We start from the raw sequence: 24,687 nt of genomic DNA on the forward strand, positions 1-24,687 counted from the left end.
AAGATTTGGCGATCGCCACCGATAAAACACTTTGCCTGGGCAGTTAGACGCTAAAATTCTAACTCAACCTCTGTTTTGTCCCCCGTCCGGCGCTGATGGTACACATCAAGCAAATCGAGCTTTCCCACTTCAAATCCTTCGGTGGTACCGTCGCCGTGCCCCTACGTCCTGGTTTTACGGTGGTTTCTGGGCCAAATGGTTCGGGAAAATCGAATATCCTCGACGGCATTTTGTTTTGCTTGGGCCTTGCCAGTTCTAAGGGAATGCGGGCGGAACGATTACCCGATTTAATCAATCATAAACATAGCCAAGGGAAAGGTGCTGCCGAAACGGTGGTGTCGGTCACCTTTGATCTCAGTGATCTCGCCCAGCAATATCAAACGGAAGCCACAGAAGCCTCGGAATTAAAGGAATTTTTAGCGCAATTCCAGAGCCACGATTGGACGGTGACGCGCAAACTCCGGGTTACCAAAAGCGGCAGTTATGCCTCGACCTATTACATTAATGACCAGCCCTGCACTGCTACGGAACTCCACGAACAACTGAATCGCCTACGCATTTATCCCGAAGGCTATAACGTCGTGCTCCAGGGGGACGTGACGCGGATTATTACGATGAACGGGCGGGAGCGGCGGGAAATCATCGATGAACTGGCGGGCGTGGCAGAATTTGACCGCAAAATTACCCAGACCAGAGAAACCCTCAATGCAGTCAAAGAACGGGAAGAAAAATGCCATATTATTCGCCAGGAGCTAGAACGCAATTTAGAAAAGCTGGCCGACGATCGCCTCAAGGCTGAACAATACCAACGGCTCAAAATTGACCTGGCCCGCCAGCAGCAGGAAGAAGTTCTTTTAACATGGCGATCGCTCCAACTTCAAGAGGAAAAACTGCAACGGGATCTCGCCAGCAGCGCCCAGGAACGCACCCAGTTAACTCAAAATTTGAACGCTTTGGATGGGGAAATTTTTCAGACTGGCCAAACCCTAGAAAGTTTGAACGCCAAGGTAAAAGCCCTGGGGGAAGATGAACAACTTTCGGTTGCGTCCAAACTCGCCACCCAAAAGGCAAAACGGCACCAATGGGGCCAACGGCAAACGGAATTAGAGGAAGACCAACGGCGATCGCTCCAGCTCCACCGCCAACTGCTAGAAACGGTACAAGTCAACCAGCAACAACTGCTGCGCCTCGAAGAAGAAAAACTCACCCTCCAAGAAGAAACCCTCCCCCAACACCAGGCCGCCCAAGCCGCCGCCGCAAAAATCCTCCAAGACAGTCGCCAACGGGCCGATGAGTTAGCCAGTTCTTCGGAAGCTTGGGTACAGGAACAGGCGGCGATCGCCAAGGAAATTCAAGGCATCCAGGATCAACTCAATCCCCAACGCACCGAACAAGCCCTCCTGCAAGAACGCCTTAGCCAGCTCCAGCACAATATCACCAGCCAAACTGAGCAAATTACCCAACTCAGCACCGATATCAGCCAACAGGAAACAGAATTAGCCACAGCCCAAACGGAGATCACCTGTCAACAAGAAACCATTCAAACCCTTGCGACACAATTCGCCCAACTGGAAGAAAGCCGCAAGCTCGACCAGGAAACTGGCGATCGCCTCCAGCGGGAACAGCGGGACAAACAACGGCAACTGGATCAACTCGAAGCCCGCTCCCAGGCCCAACAGGAAGCCCAGGGCACCTACGCCACAAAGGTGATTTTGAACGCCAATTTACCCGGTGTTCATGGGTTGGTCGCCCAACTGGGCCAAGTGGAAAAAGCCTACCAACAGGCCTTGGAAATCGCCGCCGGGGGTCGCCTCGGCTACCTTGTTGTCGAAGATGACGAAACGGCGGCGACGGGGATCAAACTCCTAAAAAATCAGCGGGCGGGCCGGGCTACTTTCTTACCCCTGAATAAAATCCGCGCCCCGAAATTGCACACCAACACCATCCCCCGTTACGCCCAGGGCTTTGTTGATTTTGCCGTCAACCTGATTCAATGTGATCGCCGTTATTTGGATATTTTTCGCTACGTTTTTGGCAGTACCGCCGTCTTTGAAAGCCTCGATCTCGCCCGGAATTTTATGGGGCAAACCCGCATTGTCACCCTCGATGGCGAACTCCTAGAGACCACGGGGGCAATGACCGGGGGGAGTCTCTCCCAAAAATCAACCCTCCATTTCGGCAGCATGGCCACGGGGGATTCGGCGGAAATCCTTGCCCTGCGGGAACGACTCGAAGAAATTGAGCACCTGTTGCGCTACACCGAAAATGCCCTCCTCGACAAAGGCGATCGCCTCCAGGATCTCAGCCAGCAACTGACCCAAGCGCGCCAACGGGAACGGGAAGCCCAACTACACCAGGTGCAACTCACGAAATCTCTCGAAAAATTGCGCCCCCAACTTGAACAAAGCCAGCAACAGCAACAGCAATCTCAAAACGAATTGGCGATCGCCGAAACCCACCTCGAAGATCTCACCCAGACAATTCCGCAACTCGAACAACAATTAGCGGCTCAACAACAACATCTAGCCCGGCTCGAAGCCCAGCAAACCCACCGGGAGTGGCAAGAAATCCAACAGGAAATCAAAGCCCAGGAAGTCACCCTCCAAGCGGCTGCCCAGACCCTCAACAGCACCCAACAGACGATCCAAGACCGCGACGCCCAGCTAATTCGTCTCAGTGAAAAATTAACCAACGACGAACAACGACTCCAGGAAACCCAAACCCAACTAGAAGATCTCCAAGGCCAAATCGCTGTTATCCAAACGCAACTCGATCAAATTGATACGGAAATTCAAACCACTGAAACCCTGCTGGCGGAACTCTCTGCCCAGATGGGCGATGTAAAAAAACAACGGGATCAGGCGGAAGTTCAGCTCAAAAATCTCCAAAAACAGCACCAAGATAGCCAATGGCGTCTGGAAAAACTCCAAACCCAGCAACAGGAACGGGCGCAACAGCTCGAAAAACTGCAACAGCACCTCCAAGCCCAAGAGGCCGAACTGCCGCCGGATCTTGATCCCACCCATCTGCTCGTGGAAGTAGTACCCGAAAAACTCGACCAAGCGCTCCAGGAGATCACAGAACAGATTGAGAAATCGCAGCGGGCCAATCGTCGCACCCAAAAGAAAATCGAAGATCTCGAACCCGTGAATATGCTCGCCCTCAAGGAATATGAACAAACCCAAATTCGTCTGGGGGAGCTATCTGAAAAATTATCCACCCTCGAACAGGAACGCCTCGAAGTCCTGGCCCGCATTGAACGCTTTACCACGCGCCGCTTCCAGGAATTTAAAAAAGCTTTTGATGCCGTCAACGAAAATTTCCAAAAAATCTTTGCTACCCTCTCTGACGGTGATGGCTATCTCCAATTGGATGACCCAGCGGATCCCTTCGCCGGGGGCCTAAATTTGGTGGCTCACCCCAAGGGTAAACCTGTGCAGCGCCTCAGTTCCATGTCGGGGGGGGAAAAATCCCTCACGGCCCTATCGTTTATTTTTTCGCTTCAACGTTATCGTCCCTCTCCCTTCTATGCCTTCGATGAGGTGGATATGTTTTTGGACGGGGCGAATGTGGAGCGTCTTTCCAAGATGATTAAGCAGCAGGCGGCCCAGGCGCAATTTTTGGTGGTCAGTCTACGGCGGCCGATGATCGAGGCTTCCCAGCGCACCATTGGTGTCACCCAGGCCCGGGGTGCCTATACCCAGGTTTTAGGGATTCAATTGTGATGCTTTTTGGGAACTTTGTCAGGGCTATTTTTAGTGCCCATTTAATAGACAATCACCCATCGCTAGAAGGTAAAAATTAAGAAATCTGGATTGCGGAATAGGTATTTAAACTTAGTTAGTGAAATAAGTCTATCTTTAGCTAGTTGCGCTTTTCGGAATATTGATAAATGTTTTCTTTGGTTTCGGTCTGTAACGATTTTCGCTGAAAACCAGAAGAAACGCTGTTATTTTACCCAAAACAGACAAAAAATCGATCCCCTGAGGAATCGACCCGAACGAAACAAGTTGAAAAGAATTTTAGTAGTTTATTATGTTGGGATCTATATATATCAGGTGATCCCTTGTTATATTTTCTGTAAAAGATTATGCCTGATGATTGCCAATCTCAACAGATTCGTAACATTTTTTTTATATTTATCGAGGTTTACTTTTGTGGCCTTTTGTAAAGGTTTGTTTCATGTCATCAAAGGAGGCCCCAAGGAATTTTGAAATCCAGACTTCGATATTCCGCACTGGGTTTTGGCGTGTCGCCACGAGGGGATCAATCATCGGCTCCACCAAAATCGTAAATAAACCCAAGCGATTACCAGCGAGGACATCTGTAAACAGGCGATCGCCAACCATCGCCACTTCTTGGGGACGCAGATCCATGGCATCCATCGCTTTACGGAGCTTTTTCCGAGATGGTTTTTTCGCCCCGAACAAATAAGGTAACTCCAGGGACTCGGCAATCCGCCCAATCCGTTTTTGGCTGAGGTTATTGCTCACGAGCCAAATATCCGCCACCCGTCTGACTTGGGTCACCCACTCCAGCACATCATCTGAGGCATAGCTCTGGCGCATCGAGACCAACGTGTCATCCACATCGAGGATCAAACCCTTTAAACGGTGATGACGGATAATCTCTGGACTGAGATGCAAAATGGTTTTCCCTAAAATTAAGTTTGGCTCCAGTAAATTGGAATTAAATAGCGCCATAACACCTCAGTTGCTGTTGATTTCCAAGCTTTTATTTTAGCGGCTCACTTCCCGGTTTTCGGCTCTGGATCATCTGCAAACTTCCGCCTGCATACTGTTCCTGTTTATGGATTTCAAAGCCTGTGGTGGTGAGTTTTTCGGCTAAATTAGTTTTGATCAGCTGCCAGGCGGTCTCGGTCTCAAAGAGAAACATGAACGTATAGAGACTGGGGACGAAAAAAGGATTGGTCGGCTGGTGCAAATCGATAAAGGTAAAAATGCCGCCGGGCTTAAGGACACGGTACACTTCCTGGAAAATTTGGCTCAGTTGCGTCGGGGTCATTTCATGGAGGGCGGCACTGGTATGAACCAGGTCAAACTGCTGATCCGGCAGGGGCATTTTTTCGGCAGGGGCAACGACATAATTCGCTTGGGGGACATTTTTTTTCGCCCGTTCAATGGCGAGGGGGGAAATATCAAGCCCGGTGACGTCGTCGCTATATTGGGTGAGAAATTGGGTGGTTTGGCCAGCACCGCAACATAAATCGAGGATTTTCAGGCTTTTGTCTCCGGTTAAGCCCTGGAGAGCAAGGTTCCGAAAACGGGTCTCACCACCGACGGTTAGGGCCGCGAGGCGGGAAATGGTGTCGTAAAGCCATTGATAACGGTAGCTGAGAGTCCGGAGAAAGGTAGCCATGGCGATCGCCTCGGAAAAATATCGTCAAAAAATGCATAGAGTCCAGAACATAAGCTAACAAAGAATCCCCGACGCTGCCGCGCTATTGCTGGATGCCTCCCTGGTGATAGAGGGCTGTGATTTCTCGCAAAAAATTAAGGCTCTGGGGGCCGGTCATCGAAACGGGCGAAAAGGTCTCTGAATGGGAATATTTCAGGATAATCTGCCGCACTTCGTCCTGATTATTCAGTTGCAAAACCTTCATCGACCAGATCCCAAAGTCGCGCTGGTCAATTTCTGAAAACTCGATTAATTCGGCGTTGGTGTGGCGCGAATCTAGCAAAATGCGATTGTAAGTTTCACTAATGGCCCGCCGACTCCCTTCCAAAATTTGTAAAAACATCAAATCGCCAAAGGCTAACATCCCCGTAATTCCAGCTCGACGATTGTTAAACTCCGATTTTTGCAAAATTTCGATGAGATCGCGGTATTCTAGCTCGGCGATCGCCTGGCTAACGTAAATAAGTCGATAAAGCGCCATGGTTTTGTGTTTCCACCCCGAAATAACGTGTATAAGACTACCAAAAAAAATTCATCTCCGGCGGTGATCAAGAAGGTGATCGCCTGGTTACTCCCCAGCTCAAGGACGGCTCTTGGGGAAATTGCAACCCCTGGAATTGAATAAAGCAAGGTCGATGGGGCAAAATCAGTAATGGTTTAGTTGTGTAGTTGAGATTTACCGTGACTATTTGGGAACTTGATTTTTATTCGCGCCCGCTTTTGGATGACAACGACAAAAAACTGTGGGAAATCCTCATCTGCGAAACCCCCACCCGCATCCAGCAGGATCCGACGACCCTTTTCCGTTACAGTGAATTTTGCAGCAACACCGATGTGAATTCGATCACCCTCAAGACGGCCATCGAAAAGGCGATCGCCACCTCCGGCCAAAGCCCCACCAAGATCCGCTTCTTTCGCCGCCAGATGAATAACATGATCACCAAAGGTTGCGAAGATGCAGGTATTCCCGCCGCCCCCTCCCGTCGCACCTATACCCTCATGACCTGGATCACCCAGCGGGAACAGGAAGTCTATCCCCAGGAAGCCAACTACGACGAGAAATCCGCCAAATCTAGCTCCGTCCAATATCCCGCCCTTAATGCGATCGCCCTCCCCGATGCCGTCCGGGGGGATAAAGGAGACAAATGGGCGATCGTTTCCCTCGAAGCTAGCGCCTTCAGTGATTTTGACGAATGGGACATTGCCTTTGGCGAACCCTTTCCCCTGACCCACCTCGACCCCACGACAAAGATCCCCGGCCTTTTGATTTTTTCTCCTAGGGCTGTCCCCCTCGCTGGTTGGATGTCTGGCCTCGAACTCGGATTTCTCCATCTCCAAAAAAATCCCCGCAGTAGCCTCGTCCTCGAAACAGGGGTGAGCGACAGTTGGATCGTCGCCGACCTACCCAACGCCCAAACCCTCAAGGAAGCAGAATCATTTGAAGCTGCCAAAAAAGCCGCAGCAGGAATTCATTTCCTTGCTATCCAAAAAAGCCCCGACGAAGAACAATTTGCCGGGTTTTGGATGCTCCAGGAATAATCCTTAAAATTCTTCCTTAGAAAAAAACTTTCCCTAGAAAGCGTTCTCTAATGGGCATCAGCCTTTAATTCCTCAACCAAGCGACTCAGGTGATCCACATCCGCATGGTACACCTCGTTGCAGAAATTGCAGGTGGCCTCTGCCCCGCCATCTTTTTCGATCATATCCAGCAACTCATCCTGGCCCAACATCTTCAGGGCACCCATCATCCGCTCAAAGGTACAGCCGCAGTCAAAGCGCACCATTTGTGTCTCTGGGAAAATGTTGAGGTCTTCATCGCCGAGGAGATCCTGGAAAATATCATGGAGAGACTTGCCCTGCTGCAATAGCGGCGTAAAGCCCGATAATTGCCCTAGGCGACTTTCTAGTTTGGCGACTAAGCTCTCGTCACGGGCCGCTTTCGGTAAGATCTGCAGCAAAATTCCCCCAGCGGCAGTGACTCCTTCTGCGCCAACAAAGACCCCCACTAACAACGCCGAAGGGGTTTGTTCCGAGGTTGCTAAATAATGGGTAACATCATCGCCAATCTCCCCAGAAACCAACTCTACCGTACTGGAGTAAGGGTAGCCCCGGCCAAAATCTTTTACCGCATAAAGAAATCCTTTGCCTACAGCGCCGCCCACGTCTAACTTTCCCTTTGCATTGGGGGGTAACTCCACGCCTGGATTTTGTACATAGCCCCGCACGGTGCCATCTGGGCCAGCATCCACCAATAATCCCCCCAGGGGGCCATCGCCTTTGATGCGCAGATTGAGGCGGGCTTCCTGTTTTTTCATACTTGAAGAAATCAACAGGGCCGAAGCCATGGTGCGACCTAGGGCAGCCGTCGCCACATAGGATAATTTATGGCGTTGTCGGGCTTCCTCAGTGAGATTTGTGGAAATAACGCCCACTACCCGAATGCCATTGTCTGCTGCGGTACCGCGAATGAGTTGATCTGCCATAGGTCTAGGAAAAGTGAATTTTTGTAAATTCTATTATGGCAACTTCTCCGTCACAAAATCGTGGTGGGGGTCGGAGATTCTCGTTTTAGATTTAGGCCAGATTATTTTGCAATGCGGGTGGCAAAATTTTCTGCGCGGGTCGGAGAAAGGGCGCGGGCCTTGAGGATTGCCGCAGCAAGAAAGGCATAGGAAAAAACCCCCACCACCGCCAACAGGATACTACTGAAGGAGCCGACAGTATTCCAAAGGGCATGGAGTAACGAGGAGGTAAGGCAACCAATAATTAAGATCTGTACAGACTTTGATGGTTTGAGGACACTGAGACCGATGAAATAACCGAAATAACCGCTGTAGGCCATGTGCCCAGCTACGGAACCGAGGATTCTGGGAATGAGCAGTTGTAAACCGAGTAATTCCCCTGTGCCGGGATCGACTTGAAGGGAAACTTCGTTAATGATGTTGGGGACGTACTGACCGAGGGTTTCAATCAGGGTAAAACCGACGGCGGAGGCTGCTCCAAGCAAAATACCATCGAGGGGTTCGGTGACACCAATTTTTTCGCGACGTTTCGGGCCAAACAGGTTGCCGATGCCCATGGCGACGAAAATAGGGATCGCCTTCAAAATTTCTTCCATCAGGCCAGCACCAAAAAACATGCCGACGAAGAGCCGACCCACGCCATCAGCGTCACTGATATTGCCCGGCAGAATGACTCGAAATACAAAAATGAATAAGTCAACAACCGGGGTAACTAACATGAGGGCTGTAAGGAAGCCGGAACCAAGTATAACGATCCAAGCTTTACGCTTACCACAGAGTTGATAAATGTAGTAGAAAGCGGCCCCAGCAATATAGGTTCCCAGTAAAAAATTAAAGAGTCCAGGTGCGCCAATGGTGGCGAACATGAGGACGACAAAAATAACGGTGAGGATCCCCGGCACGAGATAGGCTTTGCTGGAGAGGTCTTTCCCGGTGGCGGCGATGGGAAAAAGTTGGGTCAGGGTGAGGTTGGAGTTGGGACTGACAATGGGGCCGGGGACAGGGATATGGGAACCGGGATCGAGGGGAGCCTGGGGATTGTGGCCTTGGCTCTGGAGCTCGAAACTAAAGCTGGGGCCATTGTCTCCGAGGGTGAGGCGATCGCCTGCTTGCAGGATTCGTGAACCTTGTAACCGTTGACCATTGATAAAGGTGCCATTCGCACTGCCGAGATCAACGGCTTCCCAACCTTGACCCTGGGGACGAATCAGAACGTGGCGACGGGAGACAACGGTGTAAAGATTGGGGTTGAGGGCAATCTGGCAACTGGGTTCGCGGCCAATGAGAATTTCTTGACGATGATCAAGGGAAAAATCGGGCAGCAGTGGGGCTTGAACACCGCCAGTGGAAATTTGGCGCAAAATACCAGAAGCTTGCATCGTAATAATTTTTTTCTAAAACGCAAAAGACGGAGGAGCGCCCCGCCTCAACTTTAGTTATAACGATAGATTGCCGGATCTTAAAGATATTTTTGTAAATTGATACGGGCTGTTGAACGCCTAGTCTTGATTGGCGCGAGTATCTTGGACGGCCCACAAAAAAGAGGCAATGGTCAGGGGAATACTGAGGGCCAGGATAATGGTGGTATTGGTCGCACCAAGATCGGGTTCGCCGGAACTGAGTTCAAACACGCAACCCACAGCGGCGATCGCAAAGACGCAGCATAGTAATAATAAAACACCACTTTTGGGGGTCATCGAAACCATGGTTTTATGCCTCAAAGATTTGGTTTAGGGGATTATAAAAAAGAGTGAGATAAGGGCAAAACAGAGGTTTTCCTTGAATCTATTCAGCGAACAACCCCTGTTTTGATGCCAAATTCTAACGTAATTTACGCGGTGACTTTCGCTCGCTTGTAGGCTTCGTCGAGAACTTCCGAGAGGGTCGGGTGGGCGTGGACGTTAAACGCCAATTCTTGGACGGGTTTTTTCTCGGCGATCGCATTGGCGGCCTCTTGGATCAGATCCGAAGCGTGGATCCCCATAATATGGACGCCCAACAATTCCCCGGTGTCCTTACGGTAGATAATCTTGGCGATGCCGTCGGTTTCTTTTTCAGCGAGGGCTTTGGAATTGCCTTTAAAGTACGTTTTTGCCGTGGCAATTTCAAAACCACCTGCAGCGGCGGCTTCCTTCGCTTGGGGTTCGCTCATCCCCACATAGCTAATTTCTGGGTGAGTAAACGCTGCTGCCGGAATCGCGGCATAGTCAACGGTCATGGCATTGCCGATCATATTTTCTACAGCCACAACCCCCTGACCAGAGGCAGCATGGGCCAACATCATTTTTCCGGTGGCATCGCCCACAGCCCAGAGATGGGGTACAGGTTGACCGTCTTTGATCACCTGCATTTTGTCATTTACCTCAATGAAGCCCCGGCGGTCTGTTTCCACGCCAACGGCATCTAAGCCGAGGTTTTTTGTGGCGGGGACGCGCCCGGTGGCGACCAGACAAGCATCTACTTCGAGATTTTCGACGACTTCTTTAGTTTTTGCGTCGGTGAGTTCGATCTTGACCGGAGAGCCAGGCATAACTTTCGTGGCAAAGACGCCAGTATAGGTTTCGATGTCACGGCTATCAATTAAGGCGCGCTTGGCTAGTTTCGCAATCTCTGGGTCAAAGCCAGGCATCAGATCATCAAGGGCTTCGATCATCGTAATTTCGCAACCGAGGGCGGTGTAAACGTCGGAAAATTCGAGGCCGATGTAACCGCTTCCAATAATTGCGACCCACTGGGGCAGGGTTTCTAAACGCACTGCATCGTCGCTAGTGAAAACGGTTTTGCCATCGACTTGGATGCCGGGGGGGACAAAGGGTTTCGAGCCAGTGCAAATCATAATTTCTTTGGCGGTGATGTTTTTCACACCGTCTTCGCCAATGACACAGACTTTCTGGACGCCGTCAATTTTTCCCCAACCGCGAATAATATCGACATTCAAACGCTTGAGGCTATTGGTGAGATCGCTTTGGATTTTGTTTACCAAATCGGTGGCATGGGCGGCGATCGCCTCACGACTAAAATCAACCGCACCAACATTAATACCCATCTCGCTGAGGTGCTTCTGGTCGCGCATTTCCCGGACTTTTCCGGAGGCAGCCAGGAGGGCTTTAGACGGAATACAACCACGATTGACGCAAGTACCGCCCATGTCTGCGGCTTCAACAATGGCCGTTTTCAGGCCACATTTCACGGCATGGAGCGCGGCACCGTGGCCACCGACCCCCGCGCCGATAATCACCAAATCATAATCAAACTGTGTTTCACTCATGAAGTTTTAATGCTCTTACTCAGCCAATTTCCTTTTGTTAGCTTATCGTGACGTTTTCCCGATGCTGAATCAAGATTACAGCACGGGCTTCTCGCCTCATGGGTGAACTCTTGCGCACCCCGGCTACTGAGAAGTTCCTGCTTCGTTGCCATCCCTACGGGTTCGGCTCCACAGGCTTAATCGATGCGTCCCACCGATTTGCTTGGAGGTATTCAATTGCTTAATACGTTTCACGTAGGTCGCACTGTTCACCAATCAAGCATTTTGTCTTGAGAGTACGTTTGTGTCGATACGCAAGGTCGCCACCAGTTTTGGCTCGATAACGGGATTTACCCCATTGCCACTATGATCGTATCATTAACGACTCCACGTTGTTCCATCGTTGTGTTCCCTATCCCGACCTCACCTCAGCCATTTTCCCCTAAAGTCCTACAAGGTGATCGCCCCCCTCGAATTCCGGTAGTTGTATGATCACAGCTTTCTCATTTCCCATTCCTTGAAATAATGTTGCTTTCTCCCTCGAAAAAATTTCTAATCCTTGTTCTGGCCTCGTTATTGATCCTCCCTATGCCAGCGGCGATCGCCACGCCCATTGATCCCTGCCTGCTGCGGGAAGAAAGTTTTGGCTTCACCATCGATGACTATGCCATTGAGCACCAAGATTGGGCAATTCTCAATATCGCTGTCGATTTTCGCTACGTTGACCAACCCACGGCCCAGCGGTCAAACTACATCAATTTTGTGCCCCTCGCCGCTGAAATTGAGCGTTTTCTGCGGGAATACCCCAACGAAACAGATTACTGGGAAATTATGAACCGGAATTTAGCCGAATCTATTTTTGCAGACCATCCCCAGATGAGCGCTTTGAAAGTCAAATTAGACATTGTCAAAAGTTCTGGGGAAGAACCCTATTCTCGCCATAGTGTTGTTTCCCTCACCCGTGATCAGGGCTGTCCTTTGACACAATAAATCCAAAAGTGAGTATTTAACTTGTGGGACCCATTACTTCCGGTGTGATGTCAATATTGAATACTTAAACAGCACTACCCACAATTCTTGATCGCTATATTCTTCCGCAGTTGTAGCCGTCATTATTTCAGGTCTAGGAGCCCCTGTTCCTTGAGCTTCGGCTGAAAGCGGAGGTCAATTTTGAGGCCCCGCCCGATTAGGTATTCTTTGATAGTTGCTTCCCGTTGGCGAGCATAGTTTTTCAGGTGTTTGACCATATCTAATTCGGTGCTCTGCTGGAGGGCTTCCCGTGCTGCTGGGGGCAAATCTTCTTTAATGTCGATGGGTTGCGTCCAGAGGGATTCTGCCTCGCCGTTGCCGGGGGGGATGGTGCCATTTTCTGTTAACCAAGCAGCCCGCATTTCCTCTAGGAGAGTCCGGCTGGGGCGATCGCACTGGAAAATTTTCACCCAATGGCATTGTTCCGGACAACGAATAAGGTGCTGTTGTAAGCTTTTGGACACATCACGGGAATAACCAACATAGCAGAGGGTCTGGCTCCCATCGAAGATCCCATAGAGGCCAATCTTGCCCCCCAGGGTCGGGGCGATCGCCCCATCAGCATCGATGTAGGGCAAAAAGTCTAACTCAGCGAGTTTGGGCAAAGACATAGACAATTGGGAACAATGGAAAGGGGCATTACTATTGATCCTAGGTAAGGCCGTCCCCTGGAGAGCGGCGATCGTAAACATCCTTAATGGTTTTCTCTTCAACCTATGGCACAACCGCAGCATAATTTTTACCTCAGCCTCGAACGACGTTGGGTCGCTCCCGCCTATGGGGGTGGTATTTTATTTGTCATTGCCCTCTGTTTTTTTGGGGCCGCCACAAATACGATGGCGGGCTGGTTATATGTCCTCAGCGGTACGATCCTCGCCATTTTATGTTTAGGGGCAATCCTGCCAGTGCGAGCCTTGAGGCAACTTGAAATTCGGCGATCGCCCACGGCCCCGGTTAGCGTTGGGGAAGTTTTAAGCATTCATCTAACCCTGACCAATGACAGTAAAAACGCCAAAACCCTCATTGCTGTCACAGATCAAATTTCGTCTGGCTTGGGGGCACCCCGGCGGACAGTCCTAGAAACCCTCTCACCCCAGGAAAGTTTAGATTGGGTCTACGAGCTAGATGCCCAAAAACGTGGTGTATTTCAGTGGGAGGGAGTCGAGTTGCGCACCGCAAACCCCTTGGGCTTGTTTTGGTGTCGGCGGCGGCGTTCAGTACCGGGCCGGGTTGTGGTTTATCCGCAAATTTTTCCCCTGAGTAGTTGCCCGATCATTGACCACATCGGCAGCGAAGACAGCACCAAATTTCAGAGTGAAAATCTCTATCAAAACGCCACCGAAGGGATGACGAAGGCGATTCGGAACTACCGGATGGGCGACCCAATGCGGTTGATCCACTGGCGCAGCAGTGCCCGCTTTGGGGAATTTAAGGTACGGGAGCTAGAAATTACCACGGGCGGCGAAGAACTGATTATTTGCTTGGATCATCATTTTGCTTGGGAGGCCGATAGCTTTGAACAGGCGGCCAGTGCAGCGGCTTCTCTCTATTTTTATGCCCGGCGATCGCAACTGAATGTGAAATTTTGGACAGCCCAGAGTGGTCTGCTCAACAGCCGCGCGACGATCCTCGAAGCCCTGGCCCGGATTAATCCTGAGCCATTAGGAGAAAATACGTCTCTATCCCGCCCGGAAGGTTCATTGTTATGGTTAACCCAAAACCCCCAAACGCTCCTGGAGCTAAACCCCGGCAACCGCTGGCTCTTTTTCCAAGGAGCGCCTGAACAAACGGTGACCGGGGGCCATTGTCCGGGTCTCATCATTAATCCCATCGATCCCCTACCCCAACAGTTACAACGGCAAAGCGATCGCCTTTTATCCTAGGGTAATCCCAAGCAAACCAGGGCAGCGTGAGCAATTCTCCACAATTACCGCAAAAAAATCCCCAAGCCCCCCTGTATAATGGCTTGCAACCCATCTAGCGTTGACGAAAACCATGGCAAATTGGCACAAAATTTCTGGCAGTGTGACGGCTCCCAAGGGCTTCCGGGCCGCAGGGATCACCGCCGGACTCAAACCTTCGGGGGCACCAGACCTGGCGCTGATTGTTTCTGATACCGAAGCGATTACCGCCGGGGTGTTTACCAAATCAGAAGTGCGCGCCGCCTGTGTCGATTATTGCCGTCAACGCCTCCAGGAAAAACCCAGCAGTCGGGCGATTTTGTGTAACTCCGGGCAAGCCAATGCCGCCACGGGGGAAGCCGGTTGGCAAGATGCGATCCAGTCGGCCCAGTGGTTAGGGGAAGCCCTCAATGTTCCTCCAGAAAGTATTTTGCTGGCCTCCACAGGGGTGATCGGTCAACGGATCAAAATGGCTGCCCTAGAAACGGGAATTCCCCAGGTGGTATTTGCCCTTTCCCCAGAGGGGGGCGATGCAGCGGCCCAGGCGATTATGACCACGGATCTTGTGCCAAAGGCGATCGCCCTGGAAACAGAAATTGAAGGGCGGCCTGTGCGGATCGGCGGCATTTGTAAAGGCTCCGGGATGATCCACCCCGACATGGCAACAATGCTGGGCTTTATCACCTGTGATGCGGCGGTTTTGACACCACTGTGGCAAGGGATGTTGAGCCGGGCCGTGGCCAAAAGTTTTAACCAAATCACCGTCGATGGCGACACCAGCACCAACGATTGCGTCATTGCCCTGGCCAATGGTCAGTCCCGCACCACGGCGATCACCGATCCCCAGTCCAAAAGTGCCCAACAACTAGAGGCGATGCTCACGGAAGTGTGCCAGTATCTCGCCAAGTGCATCGCCAGAGATGGGGAAGGGGCCACCTGTTTAATGGAAATTCAAGTGTCTGGCACCGTAGATGATCAAGCGGCCCGGAAAATTGCCCGCACCATTGCTGGATCATCTTTGGTGAAATCAGCGATTTTTGGGCGAGATCCTAACTGGGGGCGCATCGCCGCCGCCGCTGGCCGGGCTGGGGTGACCTTTAACCAAGAAGAGCTGCAAATTTCCCTGGGGGATTTTCAACTCATGGATCAGGGGCAACCTCTTTCTTTTGATCGGGCAGCAGCCAGTCAATACCTCGTGGATCGTGCTGCCGGAGCCTATCTCACAGACGATACGGTGTTGATTGCTGTTTGTGTGGGCAATGGTTCTGGTAAAGGTACGGCCTGGGGCTGTGACCTCAGCTATGACTATGTGCGCATTAACGCCGAATATACGACCTAATCGATCTGGGGTTGCCAGGGCATGAGGGCATAGACCTGCTTGGGATCATTGAGCGATCGCCACAGTTTGATACTGGCCTGGAGCCGGAGCCATTCTTGGGAGAGGGGATCGCTCGCTTCGATCTGAGCCCCAAATAGATTACTAAAAATTTCTTCTTCCCAAGTTTGGGGTCGGGGATATTCTTGAACAGTGAAATCTTCCCCTAATTCTGCGGTGTCCACGGCATAGGCGATCGCCGCCGATAGCCCCCCCAACTCATCCACGAGCCGAATCGCCTGGGCATCTTCCCCAGACCAGACCCGTCCCTGGGCAATTTGGCGCACCTCAGCTTCCGTAAGACCCCGCGCCGCACTGACCCGGTCTAAAAATTTGCCGTAAATATCATTGACAAAATTTTGAAAAATCGCCATTTCTGCTTCGGTTTTCGGGCGAGACGCCGTGCCTAAATTCGCCAGTTCTCCCGTTTGGACGCTATCCCAGGTGAGGCCATTATTATTCCCAATGGTTTGGATATTGGGCAAAATGCCAAACACCCCAATCGAGCCAGTAATGGTATTGGGCTGGGCAAAAATGCGATCGCTTTCGGTGGCAATCCAATAGCCCCCAGAAGCCGCCAGATCCCCCATGGAAACAATCACGGGTTTGTCTGCCTCGCGGATCAGTTTTAGTTCCCGCAGGATAATTTCTGAGGCGATCGCACTACCCCCAGGACTATTGATACGCAGCACAACGACTTTGACCTCAGGATCCTGGCGCAACTCCCGCAGTTGTCGCGAGAGGGAATCCCCGCCAATGGTGTCCGGCGTCCCTTCCCCACCGACGATATTACCCTCGGCATAGACCACCGCCACGGTATTTTCTGAGGTGACTCCGATCTGGGCTAAATCCTGTTCCAGACTGTAATCGGCCAGATCCATCTGGGGTAAATCTTTGTCAAGTTCTGTCCCCGTAAAGGTCTTAAGCTCCGCCAGAATTTCATCAAAATAGGCCAGGCGCGTCACCAATTGCTCCTGTTGGGCCACCTCTGGCAAAAGAATCCCCTGGGTGTCGGCCAGGCTCTGGGGCAAGGTTGCGGCAAAGGGGCGATCGCCAGCCACCGTATCTTTAAAATCTGTCCAGAGATCACTGAGCAGAGCCTCGGTTTGTTGGCGATTTTCAGGACTGAATTCCTCTTGAGTAAAGGGTTCTACAGCACTTTTATAATCACCGACCCGCACCACCTGCACCCCGATCCCATATTGATCCAGGGCTCCCTTAAAGAAAAGCTGCTCACTACCCAAACCGTTCATTTCCACAACCCCCAGGGGATTGAGCCAAATTTCATCGGCCAAGGAACTCAGGTAATATTCCCGCTCCGTCATTTCCACATCGTAGGCATAGATTTTCTTCCCGGCGGCTTTAAAGTCCTGGAGAGCTTGGCGCACTTCTCGCAGCGTGGCATAACCGTTCAAGCTATTTTGCCGACCATCGAGGAAGAGTCCCGTAATTTTGTCATCCTCGGCGGCAGCGCGGATACTTTCAGTGACATCCCGCAGACTGAGGGTTTCGGGAAAATCCCCGGCAATGACATTCCCAATGGAACTAGAGGGATCTCGGTCTTGGATGATCGTGCCCATATTGAAGATCAAAATACTGTTTTCCTTGGGCCTGCCACCGCCTTCCTGGGCAGAGAAGAGGGCAATCAGGGCAATAAACGCTGACAGAGAGAGGGTCGATAGAAGGCTGAGGGCAATCAGGGTACCGAGGCAACTGCTAAAAACCTGTTTAAAAAAATCTTTCATGGTTGAGGCATTCGGGAAAGAGGTCTTAGTTTTTACCTTAGAACTTGTGCAGGCAATTCGCCCGTTGCAGTTGCTGAAAATTAGCATTACCCGTACAAAACAACACTGTCCGCAATTCCAATAGCAGCAGTTCGACCCACTCGGCCAAAGCCTCTGGGGATTCACTCGCCGCCTTGAGAAAGGGTTGGGCATAGCCCACGAGGTCAGCTCCCAGGGCGATCGCCTTGGCCCCATCTAAACCGTTCCGCAGGCCCCCGGAAGCAATGAGGGGAATTTCGGGATCGTAATGGGCGATCGCCGCCAGACAGTCCGCCGTAGGAATTCCCCAGTCCCCGAAGGTTTGCCCCAGATTGCGCAAGAGTTGGTTTGGCGATCGCGCCGCTTCTACCTTCGCCCAGGAGGTGCCGCCCGCCCCAGCCACATCAATGATTTGTACCCCCACTTCCCGGAGGCGTTGCACCATTTTGACGGAGATCCCATTGCCTACTTCTTTGGCGATCACAGGCACGGGCAGTTGGTGACAGACCTGTTCAATTTTGTCCAATAGCCCCTTAAAATTCGTGTCCCCCTGGGGTTGGATACATTCCTGGAGGGGGTTGAGATGGAGAATTAGCGCATCAGCTTCGAGCAAATCAACAATTTTGCGGCATTCCTCTACGCCATACCCATAATTGAGTTGCACTGCGCCAATATTCGCAAACAGGAGAGCATCTGGGGCTTTTTGACGGACTGCAAAAGTAGCCGCCACCTCTGGTTTCTCGAGGGCGACCCGTTGAGAACCAACCCCCATGGCGAGCCGATGGGTTTGGGCAACTTCTGCCAAGCGAAAGTTAATCTGCTGGGCCTGGGCTGTCCCTCCGGTCATCGAAGAAATCAGAATCGGTGCACCGAGGCGCTTCCCTAAAAAGGAGGTATTCAAATCAATGTCGGCGCAGTCTAATTCAGGCAGACAGCAGTGCTCAAAACGGTACCGTTCAAAACCGGCGCGATTGTGGCGAAATTGGACATCTTCTTCGAGACAGATGCGGATATGGTCGGCTTTGCGAACTTGGGTGCTGTCAGTCATGGGTTAGGTAAGGTTTAAGCTCCCCAAATTGTACAGAATCCCCTCTGGGTTCTCGGCATTCGTCAATGGATTGCAATATTTCAAACTTTCAAGGCGATGGGCTTGGCTTCGCTGATGGATCAAAGGCTCTAGATCTATGAGACAGGTTATTTTTTTGTGGCGATCGCCATACAACGGCATTAGGTGTCGCTGCTAACTGGATGAACCTGCTTGAGGGCGAGTGATAACTCATACTCAAATAACTCAACATTAGGCATCAGAGAGCAAGCGAGTATCAAATCTTCACTGATTTCCCTGGCTACGATAATACCTCTAACTTTCTGCTCTGGCTCTGCTTGATTTTTCTGTATCCATGCCATGTAGCGCAATAGTTGACCGATTACACGATCATAGCCACGAGATACTTTAAGCTCAATAACTACAAAATTATCATTGCAATCCACTGCAAGAATATCAATGAAACGTCCCCCAACAGGAAACTCAACACCTGTTATTCCTTCTTCCTCATATAGCCTCAACCCTGGTTCAATAACTTGCAGGTTTTCGGCTAGATAATCACGCAAGTCTGATTCATAGGCAAACTCTGTCGAAATTCCCAGGTTTATTTCTTCGTCTAAAACTTCTGAGTCTTGACGTTGTGCAGCACTCGTTACGCTGTGAATGGGCAATGGATCTTGCTTGGCATCATATAAGCGAAAATGGTTGCTATCGATTTGGAAGAAAAAATCATCTTCACCAACTTTTGGGGAGTAATGCAGTCTGCTCGGTGCGTTGACCGATAAGCGAATTAAGTGAGCTGTGATAGTACCCTTCTTGATCTTCGGATAATGCTGTACAAACCAATCGATTGCCTGCTGCCTAACGAAACTCTGTCCGTTTTGTAAACCAAAGGCATCGACCATATCCTTCATCAAAAATCTAACTGGTTTATCGTAAATTGCCATGCTTGAGATCTCTCGACTATCTCGAAGACGATTTTAAGGGGTACTGCCTCACCGATAACCTGAGACACCTAACGTTCTGCGCACAACGATTAGAGTTTTTCCAAATAGTTTGCAAATGCATCGACCACATCTGAGTTCGTTTTGAATTCCGTAACATCACCGTGATCCGAACGCGAAACGAGGAACCAGCCATCGTTAACTACGACGGCGAACATTGGCCCATTAAAAGTCTTACGAAACGGGTGAATGGGTGACATCCCTGGTACATTCGGAGCAGTAACCGCCAAAAAGAACTCACAGGTATTGGAAGACGGTCCACGCAATTCCGAAGACCAACCTGCAAGACTGCCTTGATCAGCAACAGCTTCGTGTTCCAAGTCAGGCGGTTCGAACCCTAGATCCTTTGCGATAGGGATAAGCTGGCTTAGCAAATCGATGTGGTCGTTGGTTTGTCTATTTGTGCCGACAAGTGTAGCAAACATTCTTGGCTCCTTTGCAAGCTATTCATTGTGTTGGCTCACGCGGCCTAACGGTCACGCTCACCGGACGCAGACAACCTTTGCAACTAACCGATCAGCTTGCGGCGTTCCGGTGCAGCGAATTGTTAGGCTCGCACATGCCTGCGAATAACAGGTTTCGCAAACAACCGAACAGACTATAAATCTTGTTTCAAAGAACAAAGAACTTTTGCTAAGAAACTCAGCTTATGAGGTTATGTGAACACATTTCTGCTTGATTGATAACATATAACCAAAAAGTATGGGTAGCGTGGGCTTTTATGCATCAAAAAAGCTTCTTGCAATCTGTGCACATGCATTTTGCGACTCAATAGAGGTGTTCACAACAATGAAATTGCATAAAGATAAACTCAAAAATCGCTCAAAAATCTGATTTGTACTGTGCCAACAACGTATCAAGTATTTTTCAGGAATAGTATTTGCTCTAGACCTATTTCTTTGCAGACAAATTTCAAGAGGAGCAGTTACAATTACAACTCTATCTTCTTCACTAAACAGCAGATAAGGTTTCCCAAATAACTTATGATAATCATGATAGGAAAACTCATAAATTAGATTTTTACCAGAGAAAAGCAATAGCTTATGTAGAGCCTCATCAATTTCTGAATCCAACATTGGACGATTCACAACGGAGTAGCTGTATACTAAGTGTACAAAACAGTCAATCGATGTATGACAATAATCACTACCCTTGGCAATAATGCTACCTATCGTGCTTTTACCACTAGCTGGAGCACCAATTAAAAAGCGCTTCATACATTAAATATCCTGAATACAAGATTCACAGATTGTAGTTTCAGACCAGTTACAAGACATATGAAACTCTCTGACCTTTTGAAAAAAATCATTATTCCAGATAGCCAAAAGCCGATCTTTATAAACATTACCAATAATATACGGAGAGTGTTCAGGATTACTGGATAGAATATTGCAGCACATTTTTACATTGCCTAAATAATCTACAGATAAAGAGTGACTAGTTAACTTGCAGGGCTTACTTCTTTTTTTTGCGGATAGGTGAGAAATAATACCCCCACGATCATAATAATTGTTCACATTTGGAGCAATAATCCTGATTTTTACGGGAAAATAGCATTCAAGAGTATCTCCTTGACGAGCCGCGACATATTTCCAATCAAGATTTTTAAGAAAGTCTTTTTTCTCTAGCCATTCCCATAAGTTGATTTAAATCATGCTTTTCTGGCTGTTGTAGATCATGTGAATTAGGATAACGTGTAATACGAATTTCTGAAACTTCAATTGAGCATAGGTATTCATAGATTTTCTCATTAAACAAGTCTCCATTAGTGTAAATTGCTAACTTAACACTGGGTAAACTACCTTTAGCAAAAGAAATTTCTTGTTTTAAGCGAGGATTAGCAAGTGGTTCATTGTAATTATGAAATGCTAGCCAGCCGTCATAATCCACTTCAGTTAGCTGTCCAATCAAATCAGCATAAAGAGACCACTCCATAAGTTCCTGTTGATGCCGATCACGTATTACGGAATTAGGACACCATAAACATGAACGATTACAGTAGCGAGATGTCTCTATCTCAATATAACGAGGCATTAACGTAAACATTTTGATTATTTTTGCTTTCCTATAATTTTTTGGGCAGATTTAACAATAGCATATATATCATTTTCTGCTATGTAAAAACTAGTTTTTTGTTCACTCCCATAGTTTTCATTTGCTTGGCAGACAATCTTTCGGTAGTCGAGTCCTACAAGTTCAGATAACCTCTCATACATTGATGGTTGATAACACGTTGAAAAAAGCTCATAAACCACTGTCTGACTTGGTGAAAACACTAAATTTGCTAGACCCGCCCCATGAACTCCAACTATCATTTTAGCGTTAGAAAACAAAGAAACTTGTTCGGAAAATGTTAACTTAGATAATCTATAAATTTGGAAACCAATAGGCTTAAGAAGTTTAAAGAAATAATCTTCATTTAGAAGTTTTCGCACATGAAGACTATCAGTTCGACTGATATATATCAAATCTACTTTCTGACTATTTGCTGACAATTTGAGAAAAGACTTCCTAAGAAACTTCACAACCCAAGACTGAACCTCATCAATATTAGGATGAGGATGAGTTGTAGCAATAATCTTAATTGCACAAACATGCCTATGTACCTTACTTGTAATTCGTAAACTCGAAGGTATACCAATTGCTTCGAGTGATTCTCGCTGAAAAGGCTGAGTGTCTTCTGGGATCAAATATTTCACATGATCATCTAGTTTATCAATAGCTACTTTTACCATGTATATTCTAGGTAGAGTGTCAAAAAGCCAATGAAAATAATTATTGTTGGCAGCTCCACCTGTAAGTAGACTAATAACAGTACTATTTATTTTTGTTGGGAAGCAATCAATTAAAATCTTTCTGTTGAGAACGAAGTTCTCATGATCTGATAAAATTTTTCTCTCTAAACCGTTACTTGACAAATAAGTACCCAAATATTGCCATGATACACAGGGACACAAGTATTTTCGTGAAATAAAAGTAATATTTGTAAGACGATCTGTAAACACTCGACCACCATTAATACTTACAACTAAATATTCATTTTTATCAAGGTTCACAGAGAATGTTTGAATATAATCACTACAGTTTTTGTAGTCTAAAATTTTAGTCGGAGCATAAATCATAGATAGAGCATTCTTAAAGAAAGAGTGAAAGCTCTTATCTACAACTTTGATTAAATCCAGGAAAAATATTTTCATCTATGATTGCCTATATATTGGGTAGTTTTATTGACGTATAGCGTTCTGCCCATTCATGGAGAGATGGTGAACCTTGCCACCATACCTTTTTTTCTCTATGAACAAATTCCCAGACCATTAAACGATCCTTTAACATATAAATAGGAAATCTTCTCTCAAATCCTGGACGTAGTTTCCTTTTAGCAGCATAAGTTCTAAAAAAGGCGTTAATTAAGTTAGGATTTTTATCTAGGTAAATTGCCATATTTCTGGACAAGTCAGTCTCTCCATCGCCAAAATATGCATCTACTAGATCAAATATACCTGCTACTTTCCAACAATCATTACTCTTCTCTAAAACAACATTATCTTCTTTATAATCTTGCATGACAAAACAAGGTTTAAATGGATATTGCATTGCTTTTATACCTTGCTTTAATAAATTATCAACCCATAGAATATCAACATGAGTGATCTTGGAATATCTTATTGAAAGATCGAGATAATAATAAATTTGATAAAATATCCATTCTTGATATTTTTTATTTAGTTTTTTGATCGACTTAAGTTTTGGATCATAATGGCCAGGAAAATCCCAATATAACTCCTGCATTAAAATAAGGTTTTCACCCATTGCTTTTGAAATTTCTTCTAAATCATTTTCAGTTAACTTATTTTTGACCTTTGGATCAGATAAATTAAGCCCTTTAATTCTGGGCATAATTACGTAGCTCCATCCGAAAATATCATCAGAATAATCTATTAAAAAAGGTAAAGGAACAGGTACTTTGGTTTTTTCAAAAAGTAACTTATAAAAAAATTTTTCATGTTCAAATTGCCAAGGGGTATGGGGAACGCCGCGTAGAACATACTCTCCTTTTGTACTTGTTAAATAGAGATTCTGTCTGAAATTACCAAATAAGATTGGTTCGGCTTTAATAAAATCCCCAAGATTAAAGTGAGCCAATGCAGCCTGTAGTTGTAATTCACTAATTAAACCCAGCCTGTTTGAAAATTCTATGCTCATCACATCAATACCAAATATGCGAATAAAATTTAGAAATCTAAATCCAAAACTTTACTGGTAATTACTTGGGCTCCATCTCTAGGAATATTCCGTATCATCTCTGATTGAATATCATGTATAACCTTTAAAAATTTAAAATCTGAGGACTTAAATTTTTTTTGAAGAAAAGCTTTCAATTGATTAAACTGTTTCTCCCAAATACCATCAACTCCCATGGACTGAATTCTGAAAGTCGAAGTGTCTAAATTGTTAGAGCTAATACTTTCAAATTGACTACTAAAATCGAATCTTACTGATCCTGGAAAAATTCTATTAAGATGGACTAACTGTAAATACTGAGTCATATTAAATGGGGGCAAGAACATAGTTGGCTTATTTAATAAAATACTTTCATATGTATGCTCAATTCCAGAAGTTGTAAGTGAGATAAACCCATCAAGTAGGATTCTAGGCACTTCATCAGGAGAACATGAAATACAATTGACATTTTCAGGAATCATTGAAGCTTTTGGCAACATATATGGTGGCAATATTAGGTCAAAAAAATGCTCTATTTCCTTCAACATTATTAATACCATATTCAAAAAGTAAATATCAGAATCTTTTAGCATTGCTGGGGAAAAAAAGCCTCCTAAATGAACAACAGATCTCTTAGAATAGCCATCATCGATTGATCTCGTACTTTGGTCATTTATATACTGTGAGATTATCCCAGTAGGTATATAGTTGGAACGATTTTTTATTTGCTTAGAAACCTCATATCCAAAAAACTCTTGAGCAAAATAAGCATCTAACAAATGCATGCACTGAATCGGCTTGTCGCGTACCCAAGCGAGGGTGTCTACAAAGTAGAGTTTCTTTGAAGCAAATGATGATAACCGTAGAATATGTCTCGAAGTATTGACAAAAACCAAAACATCACAGTCATCAGAAATACAGCATAAAGCATGGCTATTGTAGAAATCAATATTCCAAACCTCAGAAAATAAATTAATTCCTTCCGCAATCTCAGTGGCAGGACCTTGGCTTATAAATACTATCTTTGGTATTTTGGACAACCTGATTATTTGTTGAGTAATAGCTATAGTCTTAGCTGTAGGGCCAAAACCATATGGTGCAACTACAAAAGCTATTTTTTTCATAGGAAACTGATCTTGCATAACAGACAATAAGAACACAA

The 24,687-nt window shown here is 47.5% G+C and carries 23 protein-coding genes; 5 read left to right on the forward strand and 18 right to left on the reverse strand.

The window, feature by feature from the left end; all coding sequences use genetic code 11:
• Window positions 1-95 precede the first annotated feature (95 nt).
• The gene (smc, locus tag AACQ84_RS05690) at window positions 96-3,725 is read left to right on the forward strand and encodes a chromosome segregation protein SMC (protein ID WP_012306741.1); all 3,630 of its coding nucleotides are present in this window, start codon (window positions 96-98) and stop codon (window positions 3,723-3,725) included.
• A 414-nt stretch (window positions 3,726-4,139) separates the two neighbouring features.
• On the opposite strand, the gene AACQ84_RS05695 is transcribed toward smc, so the two are convergent.
• From AACQ84_RS05695 to AACQ84_RS05705, 3 genes are all read right to left on the reverse strand, one after another.
• A complete protein-coding gene (locus AACQ84_RS05695) occupies window positions 4,140-4,703 on the reverse strand; it encodes a YqeG family HAD IIIA-type phosphatase (RefSeq protein WP_012306742.1) in 564 nt (187 codons plus the stop codon).
• Between the two features lie 31 nt (window positions 4,704-4,734).
• Window positions 4,735-5,379, reverse strand: a complete 645-nt coding sequence (locus AACQ84_RS05700; RefSeq protein WP_012306743.1) for a class I SAM-dependent methyltransferase — start codon at window positions 5,377-5,379, stop codon at window positions 4,735-4,737.
• Window positions 5,380-5,461: 82 nt separating this feature from the next.
• Complete coding sequence (locus AACQ84_RS05705; protein ID WP_012306744.1) at window positions 5,462-5,899, reverse strand: BLUF domain-containing protein; 438 nt, start codon at window positions 5,897-5,899, stop codon at window positions 5,462-5,464.
• A 200-nt stretch (window positions 5,900-6,099) separates the two neighbouring features.
• On the opposite strand from AACQ84_RS05705, the gene AACQ84_RS05710 reads away from it, so the two are divergent.
• Window positions 6,100-6,957, forward strand: a complete 858-nt coding sequence (locus AACQ84_RS05710) for a Tab2/Atab2 family RNA-binding protein (RefSeq protein WP_012306745.1) — start codon at window positions 6,100-6,102, stop codon at window positions 6,955-6,957.
• A gap of 47 nt (window positions 6,958-7,004) precedes the next feature.
• Here the strand turns inward: AACQ84_RS05710 and hslO are convergent, their stop codons facing one another.
• The 4 genes from hslO to lpdA all read right to left on the reverse strand — a co-directional run bounded on the left by hslO (window position 7,005) and on the right by lpdA (window position 11,208).
• A complete protein-coding gene (gene hslO / locus AACQ84_RS05715; RefSeq protein ID WP_012306746.1) occupies window positions 7,005-7,901 on the reverse strand; it encodes an Hsp33 family molecular chaperone HslO in 897 nt (298 codons plus the stop codon).
• A 101-nt stretch (window positions 7,902-8,002) separates the two neighbouring features.
• Entirely contained in the window at window positions 8,003-9,319 is a 1,317-nt protein-coding gene (locus tag AACQ84_RS05720; protein WP_012306747.1) for a PrsW family glutamic-type intramembrane protease, read from the reverse strand.
• A gap of 120 nt (window positions 9,320-9,439) precedes the next feature.
• A complete protein-coding gene (locus tag AACQ84_RS05725) occupies window positions 9,440-9,637 on the reverse strand; it encodes a hypothetical protein (RefSeq protein ID WP_012306748.1) in 198 nt (65 codons plus the stop codon).
• A gap of 134 nt (window positions 9,638-9,771) precedes the next feature.
• A complete protein-coding gene (lpdA, locus tag AACQ84_RS05730) occupies window positions 9,772-11,208 on the reverse strand; it encodes a dihydrolipoyl dehydrogenase (protein ID WP_012306749.1) in 1,437 nt (478 codons plus the stop codon).
• A 504-nt stretch (window positions 11,209-11,712) separates the two neighbouring features.
• Between lpdA and AACQ84_RS05735 the strand changes: the two genes are divergently transcribed.
• Entirely contained in the window at window positions 11,713-12,177 is a 465-nt protein-coding gene (locus AACQ84_RS05735; protein ID WP_041443423.1) for a hypothetical protein, read from the forward strand.
• A gap of 122 nt (window positions 12,178-12,299) precedes the next feature.
• On the opposite strand, the gene AACQ84_RS05740 is transcribed toward AACQ84_RS05735, so the two are convergent.
• A complete protein-coding gene (locus tag AACQ84_RS05740) occupies window positions 12,300-12,908 on the reverse strand; it encodes a GIY-YIG nuclease family protein (RefSeq protein ID WP_234991419.1) in 609 nt (202 codons plus the stop codon).
• Between the two features lie 24 nt (window positions 12,909-12,932).
• Here AACQ84_RS05740 and AACQ84_RS05745 point away from each other — a divergent pair, with 24 nt between their 5' ends.
• On the forward strand, window positions 12,933-14,099 hold the full coding sequence (locus tag AACQ84_RS05745; RefSeq protein WP_012306752.1) for a DUF58 domain-containing protein: 1,167 nt from the start codon (window positions 12,933-12,935) through the stop codon (window positions 14,097-14,099).
• A gap of 112 nt (window positions 14,100-14,211) precedes the next feature.
• Complete coding sequence (argJ, locus tag AACQ84_RS05750) at window positions 14,212-15,456, forward strand: bifunctional ornithine acetyltransferase/N-acetylglutamate synthase (protein ID WP_012306753.1); 1,245 nt, start codon at window positions 14,212-14,214, stop codon at window positions 15,454-15,456.
• On the opposite strand, the gene sppA is transcribed toward argJ, so the two are convergent.
• The 10 genes from sppA to AACQ84_RS05795 all read right to left on the reverse strand — a co-directional run bounded on the left by sppA (window position 15,453) and on the right by AACQ84_RS05795 (window position 24,667).
• Window positions 15,453-17,237: a signal peptide peptidase SppA gene (gene sppA / locus AACQ84_RS05755; protein WP_012306754.1), complete on the reverse strand. Its 1,785-nt coding sequence runs from the start codon at window positions 17,235-17,237 to the stop codon at window positions 15,453-15,455. The genes argJ and sppA overlap by 4 nt on opposite strands.
• A gap of 37 nt (window positions 17,238-17,274) precedes the next feature.
• Window positions 17,275-18,303 (reverse strand): type 2 isopentenyl-diphosphate Delta-isomerase, encoded by a 1,029-nt coding sequence (gene fni, locus AACQ84_RS05760; RefSeq protein ID WP_012306755.1) that lies wholly within the window; start codon window positions 18,301-18,303, stop codon window positions 17,275-17,277.
• A 179-nt stretch (window positions 18,304-18,482) separates the two neighbouring features.
• Window positions 18,483-19,247 carry an endonuclease NucS domain-containing protein gene (locus AACQ84_RS05765; RefSeq protein WP_012306756.1) on the reverse strand — a complete coding sequence of 255 codons (765 nt, stop codon included), beginning with the start codon at window positions 19,245-19,247 and terminating at the stop codon, window positions 18,483-18,485.
• Between the two features lie 89 nt (window positions 19,248-19,336).
• Window positions 19,337-19,729, reverse strand: a complete 393-nt coding sequence (locus AACQ84_RS05770; RefSeq protein ID WP_041443426.1) for a hypothetical protein — start codon at window positions 19,727-19,729, stop codon at window positions 19,337-19,339.
• A 294-nt stretch (window positions 19,730-20,023) separates the two neighbouring features.
• Complete coding sequence (locus AACQ84_RS05775; RefSeq protein WP_012306757.1) at window positions 20,024-20,521, reverse strand: AAA family ATPase; 498 nt, start codon at window positions 20,519-20,521, stop codon at window positions 20,024-20,026.
• A gap of 3 nt (window positions 20,522-20,524) precedes the next feature.
• Window positions 20,525-20,821 carry an SPASM domain-containing protein gene (locus tag AACQ84_RS16370; RefSeq protein ID WP_012306758.1) on the reverse strand — a complete coding sequence of 99 codons (297 nt, stop codon included), beginning with the start codon at window positions 20,819-20,821 and terminating at the stop codon, window positions 20,525-20,527.
• Window positions 20,822-20,909: 88 nt separating this feature from the next.
• The gene (locus AACQ84_RS05780) at window positions 20,910-21,239 is read right to left on the reverse strand and encodes a hypothetical protein (protein ID WP_041443428.1); all 330 of its coding nucleotides are present in this window, start codon (window positions 21,237-21,239) and stop codon (window positions 20,910-20,912) included.
• Window positions 21,240-21,355: 116 nt separating this feature from the next.
• Window positions 21,356-22,426, reverse strand: a complete 1,071-nt coding sequence (locus AACQ84_RS05785; RefSeq protein WP_159449822.1) for a glycosyltransferase family 61 protein — start codon at window positions 22,424-22,426, stop codon at window positions 21,356-21,358.
• Window positions 22,427-22,511: 85 nt separating this feature from the next.
• Window positions 22,512-23,507, reverse strand: a complete 996-nt coding sequence (locus AACQ84_RS05790) for a phosphotransferase family protein (protein ID WP_041443429.1) — start codon at window positions 23,505-23,507, stop codon at window positions 22,512-22,514.
• 29 nt (window positions 23,508-23,536) lie between these two features.
• A complete protein-coding gene (locus AACQ84_RS05795) occupies window positions 23,537-24,667 on the reverse strand; it encodes a hypothetical protein (RefSeq protein ID WP_143589357.1) in 1,131 nt (376 codons plus the stop codon).
• Window positions 24,668-24,687: the final 20 nt, after the last annotated feature.

The organism is Picosynechococcus sp. PCC 7002, assembly GCF_963860125.1.
Lineage (GTDB): Bacteria > Cyanobacteriota > Cyanobacteriia > Cyanobacteriales > MRBY01 > MRBY01.

Bases quoted from the DNA above. Each gene is read 5' to 3' on its own strand.
- AACQ84_RS05735 (WP_041443423.1), top strand. From the start codon at position 11,713: ATGTTGCTTTCTCCCTCGAAAAAATTTCTAATCCTTGTTCTGGCCTCG.
- AACQ84_RS05775 (WP_012306757.1), bottom strand. From the start codon at position 20,521: ATGAAGCGCTTTTTAATTGGTGCTCCAGCTAGTGGTAAAAGCACGATA.
- AACQ84_RS05705 (WP_012306744.1), bottom strand. From the start codon at position 5,899: ATGGCGCTTTATCGACTTATTTACGTTAGCCAGGCGATCGCCGAGCTA.
- AACQ84_RS05720 (WP_012306747.1), bottom strand. From the start codon at position 9,319: ATGCAAGCTTCTGGTATTTTGCGCCAAATTTCCACTGGCGGTGTTCAA.
- AACQ84_RS05765 (WP_012306756.1), bottom strand. From the start codon at position 19,247: ATGGCAATTTACGATAAACCAGTTAGATTTTTGATGAAGGATATGGTC.
- lpdA (WP_012306749.1), bottom strand. From the start codon at position 11,208: ATGAGTGAAACACAGTTTGATTATGATTTGGTGATTATCGGCGCGGGG.
- AACQ84_RS05745 (WP_012306752.1), top strand. From the start codon at position 12,933: ATGGCACAACCGCAGCATAATTTTTACCTCAGCCTCGAACGACGTTGG.
- AACQ84_RS05725 (WP_012306748.1), bottom strand. From the start codon at position 9,637: ATGACCCCCAAAAGTGGTGTTTTATTATTACTATGCTGCGTCTTTGCG.
- AACQ84_RS05770 (WP_041443426.1), bottom strand. From the start codon at position 19,729: ATGTTTGCTACACTTGTCGGCACAAATAGACAAACCAACGACCACATC.
- AACQ84_RS05695 (WP_012306742.1), bottom strand. From the start codon at position 4,703: ATGGCGCTATTTAATTCCAATTTACTGGAGCCAAACTTAATTTTAGGG.
- AACQ84_RS05795 (WP_143589357.1), bottom strand. From the start codon at position 24,667: ATGCAAGATCAGTTTCCTATGAAAAAAATAGCTTTTGTAGTTGCACCA.
- AACQ84_RS05785 (WP_159449822.1), bottom strand. From the start codon at position 22,426: ATGATTTATGCTCCGACTAAAATTTTAGACTACAAAAACTGTAGTGAT.
- smc (WP_012306741.1), top strand. From the start codon at position 96: ATGGTACACATCAAGCAAATCGAGCTTTCCCACTTCAAATCCTTCGGT.
- AACQ84_RS05790 (WP_041443429.1), bottom strand. From the start codon at position 23,507: ATGAGCATAGAATTTTCAAACAGGCTGGGTTTAATTAGTGAATTACAA.
- sppA (WP_012306754.1), bottom strand. From the start codon at position 17,237: ATGAAAGATTTTTTTAAACAGGTTTTTAGCAGTTGCCTCGGTACCCTG.
- AACQ84_RS05700 (WP_012306743.1), bottom strand. From the start codon at position 5,379: ATGGCTACCTTTCTCCGGACTCTCAGCTACCGTTATCAATGGCTTTAC.
- hslO (WP_012306746.1), bottom strand. From the start codon at position 7,901: ATGGCAGATCAACTCATTCGCGGTACCGCAGCAGACAATGGCATTCGG.
- argJ (WP_012306753.1), top strand. From the start codon at position 14,212: ATGGCAAATTGGCACAAAATTTCTGGCAGTGTGACGGCTCCCAAGGGC.
- fni (WP_012306755.1), bottom strand. From the start codon at position 18,303: ATGACTGACAGCACCCAAGTTCGCAAAGCCGACCATATCCGCATCTGT.
- AACQ84_RS05780 (WP_041443428.1), bottom strand. From the start codon at position 21,239: ATGGAGTGGTCTCTTTATGCTGATTTGATTGGACAGCTAACTGAAGTG.
- AACQ84_RS05740 (WP_234991419.1), bottom strand. From the start codon at position 12,908: ATGTTTACGATCGCCGCTCTCCAGGGGACGGCCTTACCTAGGATCAAT.